Annotated in this window: 19 protein-coding genes and 1 pseudogene; 14 read left to right on the plus strand and 6 right to left on the minus strand. The window is 29.7% G+C overall.

The features are described 5' to 3' along the window. Positions 1-7: 7 nt before the first annotated feature. Together CAMP5082_RS03545 and CAMP5082_RS03550 are read right to left on the minus strand one after the other, a co-directional pair. Positions 8-607 carry a thioredoxin family protein gene (locus CAMP5082_RS03545; RefSeq protein ID WP_263691599.1) on the minus strand — a complete coding sequence of 200 codons (600 nt, stop codon included), beginning with the start codon at positions 605-607 and terminating at the stop codon, positions 8-10. Between the two features lie 56 nt (positions 608-663). Continuing rightward, positions 664-2,091 carry a hypothetical protein gene (locus tag CAMP5082_RS03550; protein WP_337205925.1) on the minus strand — a complete coding sequence of 476 codons (1,428 nt, stop codon included), beginning with the start codon at positions 2,089-2,091 and terminating at the stop codon, positions 664-666. 166 nt (positions 2,092-2,257) lie between these two features. Here CAMP5082_RS03550 and CAMP5082_RS03555 point away from each other — a divergent pair. From CAMP5082_RS03555 to msrA, 14 genes and pseudogenes are all read left to right on the plus strand, one after another. Beyond that, a pseudogene (locus tag CAMP5082_RS03555) lies at positions 2,258-2,488 on the plus strand (phosphate ABC transporter permease subunit PstC); the annotation flags it as partial. After that, positions 2,485-3,573, plus strand: a complete 1,089-nt coding sequence (gene pstA / locus CAMP5082_RS03560) for a phosphate ABC transporter permease PstA (RefSeq protein ID WP_337205926.1) — start codon at positions 2,485-2,487, stop codon at positions 3,571-3,573. The pseudogene CAMP5082_RS03555 and the gene pstA, both read left to right, overlap by 4 nt. Further along, on the plus strand, positions 3,570-4,310 hold the full coding sequence (gene pstB, locus CAMP5082_RS03565; protein ID WP_337205927.1) for a phosphate ABC transporter ATP-binding protein PstB: 741 nt from the start codon (positions 3,570-3,572) through the stop codon (positions 4,308-4,310). Before pstA ends, pstB begins: the two co-directional genes overlap by 4 nt. Positions 4,311-4,474: 164 nt before the next feature. Further along, on the plus strand, positions 4,475-5,791 hold the full coding sequence (locus CAMP5082_RS03570) for an MATE family efflux transporter (RefSeq protein ID WP_337205928.1): 1,317 nt from the start codon (positions 4,475-4,477) through the stop codon (positions 5,789-5,791). Continuing rightward, positions 5,767-6,432: a M48 family metallopeptidase gene (locus CAMP5082_RS03575; protein WP_039618350.1), complete on the plus strand. Its 666-nt coding sequence runs from the start codon at positions 5,767-5,769 to the stop codon at positions 6,430-6,432. Before CAMP5082_RS03570 ends, CAMP5082_RS03575 begins: the two co-directional genes overlap by 25 nt. 74 nt (positions 6,433-6,506) lie before the next feature. Continuing rightward, positions 6,507-7,328, plus strand: a complete 822-nt coding sequence (pepE, locus tag CAMP5082_RS03580; RefSeq protein ID WP_047208299.1) for a dipeptidase PepE — start codon at positions 6,507-6,509, stop codon at positions 7,326-7,328. Positions 7,329-7,428: 100 nt separating this feature from the next. Beyond that, positions 7,429-8,943: a hypothetical protein gene (locus CAMP5082_RS03585; protein WP_337205929.1), complete on the plus strand. Its 1,515-nt coding sequence runs from the start codon at positions 7,429-7,431 to the stop codon at positions 8,941-8,943. Further along, positions 8,924-11,122, plus strand: coding sequence for a carbamoyltransferase HypF (gene hypF, locus CAMP5082_RS03590; RefSeq protein ID WP_337205930.1), 2,199 nt, complete (start codon positions 8,924-8,926; stop codon positions 11,120-11,122). The genes CAMP5082_RS03585 and hypF overlap by 20 nt, the downstream gene beginning before the upstream one ends. A gap of 63 nt (positions 11,123-11,185) precedes the next feature. Then, positions 11,186-11,920 carry a hydrogenase nickel incorporation protein HypB gene (gene hypB / locus CAMP5082_RS03595; RefSeq protein ID WP_337205931.1) on the plus strand — a complete coding sequence of 245 codons (735 nt, stop codon included), beginning with the start codon at positions 11,186-11,188 and terminating at the stop codon, positions 11,918-11,920. Continuing rightward, positions 11,920-12,201 carry a HypC/HybG/HupF family hydrogenase formation chaperone gene (locus CAMP5082_RS03600; RefSeq protein ID WP_039618343.1) on the plus strand — a complete coding sequence of 94 codons (282 nt, stop codon included), beginning with the start codon at positions 11,920-11,922 and terminating at the stop codon, positions 12,199-12,201. The genes hypB and CAMP5082_RS03600 overlap by 1 nt, the downstream gene beginning before the upstream one ends. Continuing rightward, positions 12,188-13,279 carry a hydrogenase formation protein HypD gene (hypD, locus tag CAMP5082_RS03605; protein WP_337205932.1) on the plus strand — a complete coding sequence of 364 codons (1,092 nt, stop codon included), beginning with the start codon at positions 12,188-12,190 and terminating at the stop codon, positions 13,277-13,279. Before CAMP5082_RS03600 ends, hypD begins: the two co-directional genes overlap by 14 nt. 1 nt (position 13,280) lies before the next feature. After that, the gene (hypE, locus tag CAMP5082_RS03610; RefSeq protein WP_337205933.1) at positions 13,281-14,252 is read left to right on the plus strand and encodes a hydrogenase expression/formation protein HypE; all 972 of its coding nucleotides are present in this window, start codon (positions 13,281-13,283) and stop codon (positions 14,250-14,252) included. Continuing rightward, positions 14,252-14,617, plus strand: a complete 366-nt coding sequence (locus CAMP5082_RS03615) for a hydrogenase maturation nickel metallochaperone HypA/HybF (RefSeq protein WP_039618337.1) — start codon at positions 14,252-14,254, stop codon at positions 14,615-14,617. Before hypE ends, CAMP5082_RS03615 begins: the two co-directional genes overlap by 1 nt. Continuing rightward, positions 14,607-15,113 carry a peptide-methionine (S)-S-oxide reductase MsrA gene (gene msrA / locus CAMP5082_RS03620; protein WP_337205934.1) on the plus strand — a complete coding sequence of 169 codons (507 nt, stop codon included), beginning with the start codon at positions 14,607-14,609 and terminating at the stop codon, positions 15,111-15,113. The genes CAMP5082_RS03615 and msrA overlap by 11 nt, the downstream gene beginning before the upstream one ends. Here msrA and CAMP5082_RS03625 read toward each other — a convergent pair. Genes CAMP5082_RS03625 through CAMP5082_RS03640 form a run of 4 tightly spaced genes read right to left on the minus strand, consistent with a single transcriptional unit; the run spans position 15,110 to position 18,619 of the window. Further along, the gene (locus CAMP5082_RS03625; RefSeq protein ID WP_012661495.1) at positions 15,110-15,310 is read right to left on the minus strand and encodes a YgaP family membrane protein; all 201 of its coding nucleotides are present in this window, start codon (positions 15,308-15,310) and stop codon (positions 15,110-15,112) included. The two genes, msrA and CAMP5082_RS03625, sit on opposite strands and share 4 nt — an antisense overlap. A gap of 57 nt (positions 15,311-15,367) precedes the next feature. Continuing rightward, positions 15,368-15,973 carry a Crp/Fnr family transcriptional regulator gene (locus CAMP5082_RS03630; RefSeq protein ID WP_337205935.1) on the minus strand — a complete coding sequence of 202 codons (606 nt, stop codon included), beginning with the start codon at positions 15,971-15,973 and terminating at the stop codon, positions 15,368-15,370. Between the two features lie 39 nt (positions 15,974-16,012). Next, entirely contained in the window at positions 16,013-16,537 is a 525-nt protein-coding gene (tpx, locus tag CAMP5082_RS03635; protein ID WP_337205936.1) for a thiol peroxidase, read from the minus strand. Between the two features lie 54 nt (positions 16,538-16,591). After that, positions 16,592-18,619: an ATP-dependent helicase gene (locus CAMP5082_RS03640; RefSeq protein ID WP_337205937.1), complete on the minus strand. Its 2,028-nt coding sequence runs from the start codon at positions 18,617-18,619 to the stop codon at positions 16,592-16,594. Between the last annotated feature and the right edge of the window lie 4 nt (positions 18,620-18,623).

An 18,623-nucleotide genomic window follows, 5' to 3' on the forward strand; every position in this document is an offset into this window, starting at 1 on the left:
TTAACCTTTAAATATTATTTTCTTTATAAAAATGTATAAGTTTTTGTGCTATGGTTGCTTCGTCTAAATTTTGATTTTCTTTTTGGTTTAAAAACTCCATTGTAGCGCTTAATCTTTTTGCGCTAATAAAACCAGGATAATTTAGCAAAGTTTGGCTGTTTTTGTTTAAAATTACAATAGTAGGGGTGGCTACTATATCATAAATACTAGAAAGTTCGGCTGTACTTAAGTCGCTTTTGTGATTTTTATAAAATGTATGAATTTTTTTATAGCTTATATTTATATAATATGAGCTGTATTTTTCTTTTATAAGTTCTTGTATTTTTTTATCATTTTTAATTTCTTCTTTTAATTTATCACAATAAAGACAATGATTTGCGCTGAAAATGATTAAAATATTTTTATCATCACTTTTTATATTTGTATTATCTTTAAATAAATGAGCTATTTCTTCATAAGATTTTTTATCTAAATCATTTGCTTTTTGCAAATTTTCTTTAGAAAATTGTGTGCCACTTGAGATTAAATTAGAATCAAGTTTTTCTTCATTAGAACAAGCTGTAAAAAAAATACTTAAAAAACTAAGTGTGAGTATTGTTTTAAACATTTAAAATCCTTGAAAAAGTTAGGAAAAGTCCTTATTCGCTATTATAGCGAATAAGGTTATAAGATAGTGTTAAAGAAAGTATAAAGCATTAAAAATAAAAATACCAAACCAGTGATTAGCATTGCAAATCCTGCAAGTTTAGCTAGCCATTGATATGCTTTGAAGTTACTTTTATTTTCATATAAAGTGCTTAATTTTCCACTTTCTTTTAAGCGTTTATACCATACGCCTCTTTCTTGTTTAATCTCTTCTTCACTAATACTTCCTGAGAAAATCACCATATCCATAGGGAAGCGATCTGCTCTAAAATGTGTATTAAAGAAGTGAATTGCAAAAATAAATCCTGTAGCAAGTAAAGCTTCATCAGAGTGAAGTAGGGTTGCTAAGTTGATTGCTTCACCTGGTAAAAATTTACCAAAGAAAGCAGGAAACCATAAAATAAGCCCTGAAATACCAATGATAAACATACCCCAAAATACTGCTAAATAATCAAATTTTTCCCAATAAGTCCAGCGGTCAAATTGCGGTCTTGGTCCAAAACCAAAAAACCATTTAAAATGATCTTTCATATCTTTAAAATCTTGCCAATTTGGCATTAAAGAATCAGGACCAAAAGTAGCTTTTAAAACTTTCATAAAGCTTATTTTACCAGTGATTGGATCTCTTGCTACATCACGGCGTTTCCAATTTACAATGATGATTTCTCCAATGTGAGAGAAAAATACTGCAAACATTACTATAGCTGAAATATGATGTATGGTTGCTGCATTAATGATATCTCCACCCATTAAATCAATCATAGGTTTAGCCCACGCTGAATCATAGAATTTTTGTGGTAAGCCTGAGAAAGCAAGACCCAAAAAGCTAGCTGCCATAAAGAAATGTTGAATTCTATGGAAAGTACTAAATCTTCTTACTCTTACTTTATCTTCATGTGCTGCTTTTCTTGCTTCTTTCCATTCTTTAGGATATTTTATACGCATAGCAATTAAACGCAAGCACCAAAGTATAGTATGGGCTCCAAAGAAAACAAATACAGAAATCACCAAAATAGTCATGAATATATAAGCACCATGTAACCCAGGATATTTTTCACCATCGCTATGATCAGCATGTGCCATCCAATTTACGAAATTTTCATTTGCATTTGGATGGCATGATTTACAAGTTTGAACACGGTTTATTAGCGAGAGGGTTGAGTTTCTTTCGCTTGATTTTAATATATTGTGTTTACCATGACAATCAGAACAAGTAGCAACACTTGGAGTGTCACCTGGTGTGCTTAATACCATACCTTTACCATGGAAAGTCATATGAAAAGTTGTGCTTTTTTGTTTATGGCATTGTGCGCACTTTTGATCGACTAATTGTTTTTGTGAATAAATTCCTGAATGTTTTGGGGTAACATGAATAGAGTGACAAGTCGCACAAGATGGTTTTTCTTTTTTCTTTTGTATATCTTGAGCAGGTAAGAACTCTTGCACTCCATGAGCGCTTTTTGCTAAAGCATTGCTTGCTTTTTCATGGCAAGTTGCGCATTTTTGATTGATTAAGTTTTTACTTGCTGCAATATCAACTCTAATGCCTTTACCTTTTTGAGCATGACAATCACGACAAGATGGGGTATTGCTAAATTTAAATCTTGAGTGAATTGTTGTTATGGCTGCTTCATTGCGTCCAAATTTAACTATGAATTTTTTAGAAGATATGACAACAGTGACTGTAAAAATAGTAGAAGCATTAAGCGGTGATCAAGCTTTTGATAGTTCTTTAGCTTTAAGTGCATTTTCTTTAGGGCTTGTGCTTTTTATTATTACATTAATCATTAATATTTTTAGCGTTTATTTGATAAATCGCTTCCATAAAAGGAAAAATTTATGAAAAAACTTTTTAAACAAAGAAAAAAAGCTTCAAAAAATTTCAAAAGATTCTGTAAAATGGGACTTTATGTAAACCTTATTTTTCTTTGTATTTTTTTATCAAGTGTGGGGTATCTTGGGATAGGAGCTTTTAAGCAAACTTATATTTATGCCCATACTGATAGAAATAGCCCTTCGTATGAGCTTTTATCGCGCGCTGAACAAAGGAAAATAAGAACAGGTCAAATCAAAGAAAAATCTTGGCTTTTAGCAAATTCTGAAGTTGATCAATATATGAAAAAAAACTACAATAAATTAAGTGATGAACAAAAGGCTTTAGTTGATGAATTAGTTCAAAAACAAGAAATTAAGCTAAGTTTTAATACGAATTTTTTCCTTAATGGAGACTCTAAATCACCTGAAAATTCAGGAATCTTTGCTTCTGTGGTTGGAACTTTGCTTGTGATGTTAGTATGTATGGCTGTGAGTATCCCGATAGGAGTTGGAGCGGCTATTTATTTAGAAGAATTTGCTCCGCAAAATGTATTTACGCATTTTATAGAAGTATGTATAAATAATTTAGCTAGTATTCCTAGTATTTTATTTGGACTTTTAGGTCTTGGAGTGTTTATTAATCTTTTTGGCATGCCTCGTTCTAGTGCTTTAGTCGGGGGACTTACTTTAGCTATTATGAGTTTACCTATTATTATTGTATCAACTAAAGCTGCCTTAAAAAGTGTGGATATTAATATGAAAAATGCAGCATATGCTTTAGGTATGACTAAAATTCAAATGATAAAAGGTATTATGCTGCCTTTGGCAATGCCTATGATTTTAACAGGTTCTATTTTAACTTTAGCAGGGGCTATTGGCGAAACTGCACCTTTAATGATTATAGGTATGATAGCTTTTATACCTGATGTAGCAAACTCAATTTTTGCGCCAACAAGTGTTTTGCCTGCTCAAATTTTTTCATGGTCAGCTATGCCAGAGCGTGCATTTTTAGAAAGAACAGCAGCAGGGATTATAGTGCTTTTATCTCTTTTGGTGATTTTAAATTTAGCAGCAATACTTTTAAGAAGATATTTTCAAGGAAAATTAAAATGATAGCAAAAACAACAAATTTAAATTTATTTTATGGTAAAAAACAAGCTTTATTTGATATTAATATGGAAATTCAAAAAAATAAAATAACAGCTTTAATAGGTGCTTCAGGCTGTGGAAAATCCACATTTTTGCGTTGTTTTAATAGGATGAATGATAAAATAGCAAAAATCGATGGTCTTGTTGAGATTGGTGGAAAAGATGTTAAAAATCAAGATTTAGTTGTGCTTAGAAAAAAAGTTGGAATGGTATTTCAACAACCTAATGTTTTTGTAAAAAGTATTTATGATAATATTTCTTATGCTCCAAAACTCCATGGGATGATCAAAAACAAAGATGAAGAAGATGCATTAGTGGAAGATTGTCTTAAAAAGGTTGGTCTTTTTGAAGAGGTTAAAGATAAACTAAAACAAAATGCTCTAGCACTTTCAGGTGGTCAGCAACAACGCCTTTGTATTGCAAGAGCTTTAGCTATAAAGCCAAAATTATTACTTTTAGATGAACCAACTTCTGCACTTGATCCTATATCTTTAAGTGTTATAGAAGAGCTTATCAAAGAATTAAGTCATAATCTTTCCATGATCATGGTAACACATAACATGCAACAAGCTAAGCGCGTGGCTGATTATACTGCGTTTTTTTATTTAGGAGAACTTGTAGAATTTGGAGAGAGTAGGGAATTTTTTGAAAATCCCAAAGAAGAAAAAACAAAAGCTTATTTAAACGGAGCTTTTGGGTAATTTTTGTTTATTTAGAAATTTTGATGATGTAATTAATCAAAATTTCTAAAATATATTTGTTTATTCTTAAAATCAGTATAATTAAAAATATATTTATCTTTAAAAAAGCAATTTTTAAGTAAAATTACTTTTACTTTCAAAAATTATTATCAAAAAGAGTATTTATGGCCAGCAAACAACTTTCACTCAAGCATCTTAGTATGCCTATACTACTTGAAATGTTTTTAAGATATTTTTCATTGATTATCAATACCGTTATGGTTTCGCAGTATTCTAATTTTTTAGTTGGAGCTATGGGTGCAGGTAATCAAGTAGCAGATTTATTTATTATTATTTTTAGTTTTTTAAGTGTGGGTTGTAGTGTGGTGATTGCTCAAGCTTTAGGAGCTAAAAATTATACTTTAGCTAGAAAAGTAATCCATCAAAGTTTATTTTTAAATGGCTTAATCGGACTTGTGTGTGGAAGTTTGATTTTATGGCATGGAGAGTTTTTGCTTTACCTTTTACAAATTCCAAATGAACTTTTAAAAGACAGTGAAATTTACTTGCATATGCTTGGAATTTGTTTGTTTTTTGATGCTATGGGTATAGTTTTGGCCGCTATTATTAGGGTGTATAATATGGCTTATTGGGTTATGTTTACAACCTTATTGATGAATGTTGTGATATTTATAGGAAATTTTTATGTGTTACATTTTACCAAATTAGAGCTTTTTGGAGTAGGGCTTAGCAATATATTAGGACGTTTAGTAGCTTTTGGTATGCTAGTGGCAATACTTAGTTTTAAACTTAAAATTTATCTTAAAATTAAAGAGATGGTAAGCCTTGAAAAAACTGTACTTAAAAAGATTTTAAATATCGGTGGGTTTGCTGCTGGTGAAAATTTAATATGGTTTATACAATACACCATAGCTTTTGCTTTTGTAGCAAGTTTAGGTAAAGAAAACTTAAGTGTTCAAACGATTTATTTTCAAATTTCTTTACTTATTATGTTAGTAGGGCAAGCTATAAGTGTGGCAAATGAGATTATCATAGGTAAATTAGTTGGCGCAAAATACTTAAATGTAGCTTATAAACATACTTGGATAGCTTTGTATTTTAGCGTGGTAGCAAGTGCTTTTGTGGCTTTACTTAATTATGTTTTGCAAGATTTTACTATGGGTGTAGTAAAACTTGAGGAAAGTTTAAAAGAGCTTATGATACCACTTTTTACTCTTTCTATTTTTTTAGAAATTTCAAGAACTTTTAATATAGTCATGGTAAATTCACTAAGAGCAACAGGCGATGCGAGGTTTCCGTTTTTAAGTGGAGTGGTGTTTATGCTTGGGGTTTCTTTACCGGTTGGTTATGTGCTTTGTTTTTATGTTGGGCTTGGAATTTTAGGAGTTTGGATAGGTTTTTGTGCGGATGAGTTTTTACGTGGTATTGTAAATTCATATAGATGGAAAAGTAAAAAATGGCAAGGCAAAGCTCTAGTATAAAAGGAATTTTAGAATTTAAAGAATTTTGTTTTGCTTTTGAAAAGAAAAAACTTAAATATCTAAGACTTAGGATAGATAGAGATTTAAATTTCAAGCTTAGCATACCGCTATATTATGAGCAAAGAGATGTTTTAAGATTTTTAGAAAAAAATGAAAGTTGGATTAGAGCCAAAGAAAAAGAACTTTCTTTAAAAAGGGTAGTTATAGCAAGTGATGAGCTATATTTTTTAGGTAGAAAATACAAGTTAGTCTTTGATGAAAATTATAAAAAAGTATTTATTAAAAAAGGTAAAATCTTTGCAAAAAATCAAAAAGCCTTAGATCTTTTCTTAAGGCGTAGTGCTAGAGTGATTTTTGAGTTTTATATAAAAAAATGGGAATTTGCTTTTGAAAGAAAGGTGCAAAGAATTTGTATTAAGGAAATGATTTCAAGATGGGGTTCTTGCAATCATCAAAAAGCATACATAAACTTAAATTTAAAACTTATGCAAAAGCCTATAAAAGCTATAGAATATGTGATTTTGCATGAACTTACACATTTAATTTATCCACATCATCAAAAAGAATTTTATGATTTTTTATATAAATTAATGCCTGATTATAAAGCATGTGAAGCTCTTTTAAAAAGTTTTATTTATTAATAAAAATTTATTTTATTTTAAATAATTATTTATTAAAATAAATAGTTTTTAAATATTTCTTTAAAGGAGAAACAATGAAAAGAAGAAGTTTATTGAAAGTAGGTGCTATTGGTTTAGCTGCTATGCTTTTTAGCGGGGTAGCTTTAAATGCTAATGATGTAGTTAATTTCCCAAAAGATAAACAAAAAGCTTTGTTGCTCTCAAGTTCAGGTTATAAAGATACTGGATATTTAAATCATGCTTTACCTTGGCTTAAAGAATTTGTTGAAAAAAACAACTTAAAAGGTAAAAAAGTAGCTTTTATACCTTATGCAGGTGTTAGAAAAACTTATGAGCAATATGAAGCACAAGTTGCTAAAGCTTTAGAAAGTTTAGGACTTCAAATAATTAGTGTACATAGGGGTAATGCTGTTGATATTGTTAAAAGTGCTGATGCGATTTTTGTAGGAGGCGGAAATACTTTTGAACTTGTAAATCAACTTTATAATAATAACCTAGTAGAACTCATTGCAAAAAGAGTAAGTGAAGGTGTGCCTTATGTTGGTTGGTCAGCAGGCTCAAACGTAGCAGGTGCAACTATGATGACAACTAATGATATGCCTATAGTTGAACCAAAATCATTCAATACTTTTAATATCTTCCCTCATCAAATCAACCCACATTTTATCTCAGGCAAACCAGTAGGACACAATGGTGAAAGCCGTGAAGAAAGACTTGAAGAGTTTTTGATTGTTAATCCTAAAGTAGTTGTTTATGCTTTACCAGAAGGTGTTGCGTTATTACTTGATGGCAAAAAAGCAAAAGTTTTAGGTATGGATAAAAATGCTCCACTTTTAAAACTTGAAAATAAAAAAGAAATTCAAAAAATCGCTATCGGTTCTGAATTTAACTACTAAAATAACAAGCTATCTATATTTTAGATAGCTTGTTTAAGCTTTCCTTAGAATTAAAATTGTTATATTTATGCTTTAAAAATTTAATTTTAAGGTTTTAAACTTGCTTTTAGAAATTACTTTTGATTATAAATCTAAAAACGATATTTTTGAGTATTTGTTAGCTTATTATGCTAAAGATTATGTGTATAATTATGAGCAAAAAGATGAAAAAATCATTATTAAAGTTAAAGGCGAAAAAGATGAAATTCAAGCCTTTTGTTCTAATTTAGAAAATATCAGCCACAGTGTTTTTTTAAACAAATTCGACTTAAAAGTTATAGAAGAAGATTTTACACCTATAAAAAAAGAAAAAAACTTCACTAAAAGAAGCTTTTTAACAAGACTTAATGCAAATGCTTATACTAATGGCGAGCTTTTAGAAAATGAATGGGGTGTTTTTGTAGAAGAAGAGTTTAAGATAGAAGAAGATTTTATAAAAATCACTAAAGAAAATTTCTGCGATAATTTAAAAAAAGCCTTAGAAAAATTAAAAAACAAAGAAAAAATATATTTTAAAAGCTCAAAAGGAATATATGCTTTTGAAATTTTTAATGAAGCATTAGATGATTTTTTAATGCCAAGTGATCCAAAGCATATCAATGCATTTTTTTCTTGTAATAACGAGCAGTTTAAAATCTTAGCAGGGGTTGAAAAGCCTCTAATGAAACTTAAATTTAATGCTATTTTTAGACAAAATCATCAATTAAATCATGAGTATTTTAAAATAAAAATATACGATAATCTTTTCTTGTTTGCCTTATGTTTTGAGCTTGAAAAAGAAGGAATTAAGTTTTTAAATTTTAAAAAGCTAGAACATTTTGAGGATGATTTTGAAGTGGCTTTAATCGAAAATGAGCTAGTAGTTTGCAGGGGTTATGATTATATTTTACCTGAGTTTAAAAATTTGATTTTTCAAAAAGAAGATAAAAATTTTGCAAGAATTTCTTGTATATTGTCTGATTTTAAAGAAAAAAAGCCTTTGCTTTTAGAACTTAGTAAAAGAAATGATGATATTATTTTACTCGATAAAGAAATCAATCTTTTAAAACTAAATTTACCAAAAAGCTTTGATGAGTTTTATGAAACTATAAGTCAAGATGATGTTGCTAAGAGATTATTAGCTAATTATGAAAAAGAATTTACCCTAGTGCGAAAAGAACTAAACATGGCCAATAATTTTTTTAATCTTTTTGGTATGGTAGGGATGATTTTAGAGCTTGGTGAAGACGAGAAAAAAGCAGCATTAGCGCTTTTGGCCTTAGCGGATGAGAGTAAAATGGCAAAAGGCGTTAGGATAGACTTTAAGCTTAATGAGCAAAAAGAATTTGACTATACTAAGACCTTAAGAAGCGCGATGAGTTTTAAGCTTGCTGGAGTAGAAAATCAAATCATAGCCTTAGGCGTTGTTGAGAGTTTGGCGTATTTTTTAAGAGATTTATTTGATGATTTAAAGGCTAAAGAACAAGTTGATTGTGCTGTGCTTAGTGGAAGTTTGTTTGAGCACAAAAGCCTTAGTAAAAATGTATTTAAACACATACCATTTTTTAAGTTAAGTGATGTCCCACTTTGGATATGAAATTCATATTAAAGGGCTAGTGCAAGGCGTTGGCTTTCGTCCTTTTGTTTTTAATATAGCCAAAGAGCTTAATTTAAAAGGTGAAGTTTATAATAATAGCTTAGGTGTTGTTATAATCCTTGAGTGTAGTAATGATGAATTAGAAATTTTTAAAGAAAAACTTTTTGCTAATTTACCACCTTTAGCTAGGATAGATGATTTTAGCTTTTCTTATAAAAAACTTCAAAAAACTTATAATGAATTTAGTATAAGTACTTCACAAGATAGTGAAAAATTTAGCCCGATTTTAAGTGATTTTGCTCTTTGTGAGGATTGTTATAATGAATTTTATGATGAGAAAAATCCGCGTTTTAAATATCCTTTCATCACTTGTACAAATTGTGGGCCAAGATTTTCTATTATAAAAAAACTTCCATATGATAGAGTTAATACGACTATGGATGAGTTTAAAATGTGTTCTTTTTGTCAAAGCGAGTATGAAGATCCTACTAATCGTCGTTTTCATGCCCAACCACTCTCATGCCCAAAATGTAAAATTACTATTTTTTTAAAAGATAAAAATCAAAATATTTTAGCCAAAGATGAAAAAGCTTTTATTTTGCTTGCAAAGCTTTTAGAAGAAGGTAAAATCATAGCTTTTAAAGGTATGGGTGGGTTTCATTTAATTTGTGATAGTACAAATGAAAATGCTATAAATGAACTTAGAATACGCAAAAATCGCCCTAAAAAGCCTTTTGCTATCATGGTAAAAGATCTTAAAATGGCTCAAGAATTAGCTTTTATTAATGAAGCTGAAGCAAAACTTTTAACTTCAAATTTAAAACCCATAGTTATTTTAAATAGCAAAAATATCCATAAAAGCTTAGCATCAGATACCAATAAAATAGGTATTATGTTAGCTTATATGGGAACACATTTAATGCTTTTTGAACATTTTAAAAAACCTATCATTGCAACAAGTGCTAATTTAAGTTCACAAAGCATTATTTATGAAGAAACAAAACTTTTAGAGCAACTTAGTGATGTATTTGATTTTTATCTTGATTATGATAGAACAATACACAACTCAAGCGATGATAGTATTGCTCAAGTTATTAGCGAAAAAATTATGTTTTTAAGGACTTCAAGAGGCCTTAATCCACTTTATATCAATACAGCAGATATTTTTAATGTAAAAGAAAATATTCTAGCTCTAGGAAGTGAATTAAAAAATGAATTTGCTTGTTTTTTTAAAAATCAAATTTTCATTTCTCCTTATATAGGCGATATGAAAAGTTTAGACATACAAGAGAGATTTTTTAAAATTTTAACTTTCTTTCAAAACTCTTATAAACTAAATTTTGATCAGATTTTAAGCGATAAACACCCACAATTTAACTATGTAAAAGAATTTAAAGATGATAAAAATTTTCGCGTGCAACATCACTATGCACATTTGTGTGCTTGTTTATTTGAACACAAAATTTACAAAAATGATGTTTTAGCTTTTGTTTTTGATGGAACAGGTTATGGAAATGATGGAAAAATTTGGGGTGGTGAGATTTTTAGAGCGAATTTAAAAAACTATGAAAGGTTAAATCATTTTAAAAATTTCAAACTAATTAATGCAGATATTAAAAATATCACAAATTTAGCTTTAGCTTTGATTTTTGATTTTAATTTGGAAAACAAAGCTAGCGAGTTTTTAGCTAAATTTTCTCAAGTAAAATTAAACAATCTTAAAAAAATTCACACTCAAAGCTCTTTATATACGAGTTCTCTTGGCAGGATCATTGATGCTTTTGGCGCTTTTGCTTTTGATATACAAAAGCTTGATTATGAAGCACAAATTGGACTTTTGATGGAAAAATATTATGATAAAAATCTTGATTATAGTTACAAATTTGAAATTAAAGAAAAAGAAATTTGCTTTAAAAATGCTTTTTTACAAGCTTTAGAAGATAAAGATAAGGTTAAAATTAGCACAGGTTTGCTTAATGGCATTGCAAATTTAATTATAGAATATTCAAAAGATTTTAAAGAAGAAGTGCTTTTGTGTGGTGGGGTATTTCAAAATAAAACCTTACTTGAAATTTTAGATCGAAAAAAATTCACTTATAAAACTTCTTTACAATTTCCTTGCAATGATAGCTCTATTGCGCTTGGGCAGCTTGTGCATTATTTATCTTTAAAAACTTAATAAAACTCATATTTTTTTAATACTTTTTTATATACAATAAAATAAAAATATAAAGGAAAGATTATGTGTAAAGATTGTGGCTGTTCTATTAATGGACATGAACATCATCATGATCACCATCATGAAAATCCAGCTTTAAAAGATGAAAAAACTATTAATGTTATTAGTAAAATTTTATCAAAAAATGATCATCAAGCAGCTCATAATAGAGAGCATTTTAATGAGTATAATACTCTTTGTATTAATCTAATGAGTTCTCCAGGAAGCGGTAAAACAACACTTTTAGAAGAAACTATAAAAACTTTAAAAGATGATTTAAAAATAGCCGTAGTTGAAGGGGATTTAGAAACTAATAATGATGCAAATCGCATTATCAAAGCAGGAGGCTTAGCTCATCAAATCACCACAGGACAAACTTGCCATTTAGATGCCTTTATGGTGCATGAAGCTTTACATCATTTCAAACTTAGTGAGCTTGATATAGTATTTGTTGAAAATGTGGGAAATTTAGTATGTCCTGCAAGTTATGATTTAGGCGAGCATTTAAGTGTAGTTTTACTTTCAGTAACAGAAGGTAGCGATAAGGTAGAAAAATATCCAGTGATGTTTAGAAAGGCTGATTTATTAGTCATTACTAAAGCCGATTTAGCTCAGCATTTTGACTTTGATTTTAAAGCAGCTTCTATGGCTGCTAAAAGGCTAAATCCTAAAATAGATATTATGATTTTAGATAGCAAAACAAAAACAGGGTTTGATCTTTGGATAAATTATCTAAAAATGAAAAAGGAGCTTAACTAATGTGTCTTTCTATACCTTCTAAAATTTTAGAAATTGATGAGCTAAATTCAGCCATAGTAGAAACTTTAGGGGTTAAAAGAAGGGTGAGTTTAGACTTGATAAGCGAGCCTTTAAAGGTAGGCGATTATGTGCTTATACATGTGGGTTTTGCTATGGAAAAAATCGACACTCAAGCTGCACAAGAGAGTTTAAAAATTTATACAGATATAGCAGAGAAAATGCAAAATGGGCAAATCGATGAAAATGAAGGCGATATGGGGCTAAAAAATGGATTTAATTAATGATTTTAGAGATAAAGAAAGAATTTTAGCCCTAAAAGAACTTATTGCTTCTAAAATTACTAAGCCTATTAATATCATGGAAATTTGCGGTGGACATACGCATAGTATTATGAAATTTGGTTTGCCTGATTTATTACCAAAAGAAATTAATTTTGTTCATGGCCCAGGCTGTCCCGTGTGTGTTATGCCAAGAGAGCGTATTGATGTGGCTTTAAAGCTTGCAAGTATGCCAAATACTATCTTTTGTGTATTAGGCGATATGCTTAAAGTGCCAGGAAGTTATGAAAGCTTAATTGATCTTAGAGCCAAAGGAGCTGATATTAGAGCACTTTATACACCTTTGGATGTGATAGATATAGCCATAAAAAATCCTGAAAAAAATATAATCTTTTTTGCCATAGGTTTTGAGACAACTACACCTATGAGTGGGGTGATTATAGAAAAAAGTATAGCCTTAAATTTAAAAAATTTATTTTTTCATATCAATCATGTATTAGTTCCACCCGCAGTAGAAACTATCATGCAAGATAAAAATGTAATAATTGATGCCTTTTTAGGACCTTCTCATGTAAGTGTTATCACAGGATCAAACATTTATGAACCTATTGCTAAAAAATACAAAACTCCTATAGCAGTGAGTGGTTTTGAGCCAGTTGATATAATGCTTAGTGTGTTAAATATAGTAGAGCAAATGAATGCAAATACTTTTGAAGTTTATAATGAATATCACAGAGTGGTTAGCAAAGAGGGAAATTTAAAAGCTAAGGCTTTAGTGGAAAAATACTTTAAACCTTGTGATTTTGAATTTAGAGGTCTTGGAGTGATTGTAAATGGTGGGCTTTGTTTAAAAGATGAATTTGCGCACTTAGATGTTAGCAAAGTGTTTGATTGTAAAGTGCAAAGTAAAGATGAGAGTAAAGCTTGTATTTGTGGTCAAATTTTAAGAGGCTTAGCTAAGCCTTATGATTGTAAGGTGTTTGCAAAAGCTTGCACTCCAAAAAATCCTATAGGTAGTTGTATGGTTTCTAGTGAAGGAGCTTGTGCGGCTTATTATAAATACTATCAAGATAAGGCATAAAATGAAACAAATTACTCTAGCCCACGGTGGTGGTGGCGAAGAAATGAATGCTTTGATAAATGAAATTTTTTCTATTTTTGAAAATGATGTTTTAAAAGAAGCAAATGACGCTGCTATTTTAGATGATTTAGCTTTTAGCACCGATTCTTTTGTACTAAATCCTATCTTTTTAAAAGATATAAATATAGGAAAATTAGCAGTTTGCGGTAGCGTAAATGATGTATTAATGGTAGGAGCAAAACCGCTATATTTATCGCTAGCTTTGATTTTAGAAGAGGGTTTTGAGATAGAAAAGTTAAAAATTATACTAAAATCTATAAAAGAAGAATGCGATAAAGCGGGAGTAAAACTAGTTTGCGGGGATACTAAAGTTGTTCCTAAAAATAAAGGCGATGAAATATATATTAACACTTCATGTATAGGTAAAAATATACAAAAAATCAATACCAAAGACTTAAAAAGTGGTTGTAGCATCTTAGTTTCAAGGGATATTGGAGCTCATGGTTGTGCAGTTTTGGTTGAAAGAAATAATTTAGAGGCAAATATCCAAAGTGATTGCAAAAGCTTAAAAGATGAAGTTTTAGCGCTTTTAAATGCAGATATTTCTATAAAAGCAATGCGTGATGCTACGCGTGGTGGGCTTAGTGCGGTTTTAAATGAATGGTCTAAATTGAGTAATTTAGAGCTTTTAATATACGAAGAAAAAATTCCAGTTTGTGACGAAGTTTTAGGGGTTTGTGAGCTTTTTGGGTATGAGCCTTATGAACTTGCAAATGAAGGAACTTTTATTATTTGTGTAGATAAAAAAGATGAGCAAAAAGTATTAGAGATTTTAAAACAATTTAATGCTAATGCAGCCATTATAGGTGAAATCACAGCTAATGAAAAAACAAGAGTGGTTTTAGAAAATGCTTATGGAGCAAAACGCATTTTAGAGGCTCCAAAAGGCGAACTTTTGCCAAGAATTTGCTAATGCATGAGTTAAGTATTACAGAATCATTACTAGAGCTTTGCGAAGAATATGCTCAAGGAAAAGTTATTGAAGAAGTGCATGTTAAAATAGGGCGCTTAAGCGGGGTTGAACCTCCACTTTTACAAAGAAGCTTTGAAACTTTTAAAGAAAATAGTCCTTTGTGTAAGAATGCTAAATTTATTATGCATATTCAAGAAGTAGTAGTTGAATGTCAAAAATGCCATTTTAGCGGAGTGCTTGAAAATAATATCTTTTGGTGCCCAAAATGCGAAGATAAAGATCTAAAAATCATAGATGGAGAAGAACTTTATCTTATGCAACTTGTTTTAAAAGAAAATGAGGATTTAGAAAATAATGACAAATAAAGAAATTATCTTAGGTGCGGGTTGTTTTTGGTGTACTCAAGCTGTGTTTGATGAAATTAAAGGCGTAGTTTATACAGAAGTAGGTTATAGCGGTGGCAAGCCAAATCCAAGTTATGAAAGCGTGATAAATGGTGATGGGAATATAGAAGTAGCTAAGATAATTTATAATGAAAAACAAATTTCATTAGAAAAAATCTTAGAAATTTTTCTCAAAATGCATGATCCAACAAGCCTAGATAAACAAGGTGTTGATGAGGGGATACAATATAGATCAGTTATTTTTTATCAAACTAATGAGGAGTTAAAAATTATTAGCAATTTTTTACAAAAAGTACAAAAATATTACACTAAAGCTATAGTTACGCAAGTTTTAAAATTAGAAAAATTTTATAAGGCTGAGGATTATCATCAAAAATATTTTAAAAATAATCCCAGCCAAGCTTATTGTAGATTTGTCATTACACCAAAGCTAGAAAAACTAGCAAATCATTCCTAGTTTTTCTTTTTAGAAATAGGGCAAACCCCAAGTGGACAAGCTTGTTTTCCACTAAGCACTCTTATAGGACAAACAGCAAAAATACCTGTTAATAAAGGAATTAAACCCAATAATCCCCACCAAGTTGAAAAATAAACTCCTAAAGAAAATGCCACTATGGCTAAAGCTATTCTAAGCACTCTTTCTAATTTACTCATAATTTCTCCTTTTTGTTGATATTATAAATAAATTTTAAAAGTATTTCCGTGATAAAGTTACAAAGAAATTAGTATTATTTTAGATCTTTCAAGTTTGATTTTACCTTCTTTTTCTAATTCTTTTAAAATTCTTGAAACAGCTTCTCTAGCGCTTCCTAAGTGATTAGCTAAAGTTTCATGGGTAATTTTTAAAGTATTATTACTAGCATTTTCTTTTAAAAAATCACAAATTCTAGAAGATAAAGGCATAAATAAAGCTTGTTCTAAAACTTTGATTAAGGTATTAAAACGCTTGGTGATTAAACTTAAAACATAATTATTAATTTTTGGGTATTTTTCTTTTAAAATTTGAAAAATTGATGAGGGGATGATGGCTATACTTGTATTTTGGGTACTTTGTATAAAAACATCATAAGATATACCATCCATATTACACTCAGAGCAAATAACGCATTCATCATTTTCTTTAAGGTGAAAAAGTGTTATTTCTTTTGCATTTGGAGTTAGAATAAAAGCTCTAAGCTCGCCTTTTAAAATTTTTATAAATCCTAAACATTTATCATTGACCTTAAAGTCTTTTTCAATGTTTATTATTTGTAAGTGCTCTTGTATAAGTTTGAGATCTTGTTTTTCTATTTCAAAACGAGAAAGAAAATTTTCCATGTTTTTAAGTTTTAAAAGCCTATAAAAGGCTTTTAAATTTTAGTGGCAACCACAACCACCACATCCACAACTTTGACTAAAGAAGCTTTCTAGAGCTTGCATATTTGGAAGTTCTGTTACTTCATTTACTAATTCTTTATAAGCAACCACACCATCTTTAACTATAAACACTGCTCTAGCTAAAATTCCTTCAAGTGGACCATCAGCCATTAAAACACCATATTTTTCACCAAATTCTTTAGAAACAAAATCACTTGCAACAGTTAAATTATCTATACCTTCAGTTGAGCAAAAACGACCCATAGCAAATGGTAAGTCCATGCTAACTACGATTACTTCTACACCACTTGCTGCTGCTTTTTTATTAAATTCTCTAGCTTCAGTTGCACATACTGGAGTATCAAGGCTTGGCACGCTGATAATAATTTGAGTTTTGCCTTTTGGGGCAATTTCAACACCTGAAAGATCTTTAGCTTTTAAGGTGATATTTGGAGCCATATCGCCAACTTGGATGTTGTTTCCTTTTAGATTTACTTTATTTCCTTTGAATAATACACTATTCATTTTTTCTCCTTGAATGATTTTTATTAATCATAATATAAAAAGATTAATAAAGTCTTATTTTTGTTCTTCTTTGCACATACCTGCTTCGATTAGAAAACACGAGGGTTGATAATTGCTTTTTTTAATCTTGTCATATTTTGCATAGCTTAAGTATAAAGTATCCTTAGCTCTAGTTACTGCTACATAAAAAAGCCTTCTTTCTTCTTCCAAACTTCCACCCATACTCATGAGTTTTTGATTAGGAAATCTTCCTTGTGCAAGATCAATTACAAATACAAGCTCAAACTCGAGCCCCTTACTAGCATGTATACTTAAAAGATTAACCCCGCTACCACTACTCATTTCACTAGCACCAAGAGTAAGAAAATTATAATATTTATAATTATCACTGTAATTTTTAGCAAGTTCTTTTAATACAAACATTTTTGCATTGATTTTTTCTAAAATTTCATTTTTTTTATTTAAATCAACATTAGAGCTTTTGTTAGTTGCTCTTTTGGTTGCTAAAATATCACAAATTTCTTTAAAATAATCATTTTCTAAGATTAAATTTACAAGCTGAGTTGAAACCTTACACTCGCTTGCTTTTTTAATAAAAAGATAAATTTTTTCAAGATTTTTCGCACAAAACTCGTTGATTTTAGGTAGACTTAAAATAGGATGGGTGTTAAATTCACTTTCTAAGTTAAACCTTGAAGGCGAGGCTAGCTCCTCAATATCATCAAAAAGTCCTAGTTGGTAACTTTGTTTTTTGTATTTTTTTAAACTCACATTACTATCAGGATTTAAAAAACCTTTAATCAAACTAGAATGTCCCAGCTTTAATAAAGCATCAAAAATATCTTTTGCCAAAACCCCACCAACTCCTTTGGTGTATTCAAGTAAATGTATAAAAGCCATGATATCTTTTGGATTAAGCACGATTGCAAGCATAGAGCAAAAGTTTTTAACTTCCAAGCTTTCAAAAAAACTTCCCCCGCCTTTTCTTTTGCTTGCTATACCAAGTTCTCTCAAGGCAACTTCTACTCCATCTGCACTAGAATTGTTTCTAAAAATAACAGCGATTTCATCAAGATTAACTCCACTTTGTAAGATTATTTTTGCTATGGTAGAGTATTGATCAAATAATTCATTGAAAGTTAGCAAACTTGGTGCTTTAAAATCTCCTTCTCTAGTTACAATCAATTCTTTAGGATATAATCTTTCATTGTTTAAGATTACCTTATTAGCTAGCGCAAGTATATTTTTACTAGAACGATAGTTTTTATTTAAAGTAAAAATATTTGCATCGATAAATCTATCTTTAAAACTTCCTATAATAGAAATATCAGCTCCATTAAAAGCATAAATACTCTGGTCATAATCGCCCACACAAAATAAACTTTTACTTTTAAAAGCATCAATTAATGAACCTTGTAAAGTATTAGTATCTTGGTACTCATCTACTAAAATCTCATCAAATTCAAAATGATGTGAAATTAAAACATGTTTTAATTTGATCAATAAATCATTAAAATCCACATAGTTAAAACGCATTTTTTCTTCTTCGTATTCTTTTAAAATATCTTCATAAATTTCAGCATAAACAGCTTGTTCATCATAATTTTGACAAAACCAATTATAAAATTCATCTAAGTTTGCATTAGTATTTTGAAATAAAGAATACACATCATACAAATAGCTTGGCATATAAGGTTTAGTATCGCTTAAATGATGAAAAGTGCGTTTTTCAAAAATAGAACGCAAAAGAATTTTAAGCTCACTCGCAGGTTTTAAAATAATATCATGATTTAACTCTTTAAGTAGAGAATAAGCAGTACTATGAAAAGTTCCTGCTGTGATTTTTGAAGTAATGCTTTTATCAAAATACCTACTAAGTCTTTCAATCATCTCTTTACTAGCTTTGTTTGTAAAGGTTAAAAGCATAATTTTTTCAGGCTTTATATTATTTTGAAGTAAAAAGGCTATTCTTGCAACTATGGTTGAAGTTTTACCTGTGCCTGCACTTGCTATGATTAGATTGTGTCCAAAAGGAGCACTAGCAGCTTTGTATTGTTCTTCATTTAAACGCGATAAGGGCATGAGC

This window comes from Campylobacter sp. LMG 17559 (assembly GCF_024723605.1).
In the GTDB taxonomy this organism is placed as follows: domain Bacteria; phylum Campylobacterota; class Campylobacteria; order Campylobacterales; family Campylobacteraceae; genus Campylobacter_D.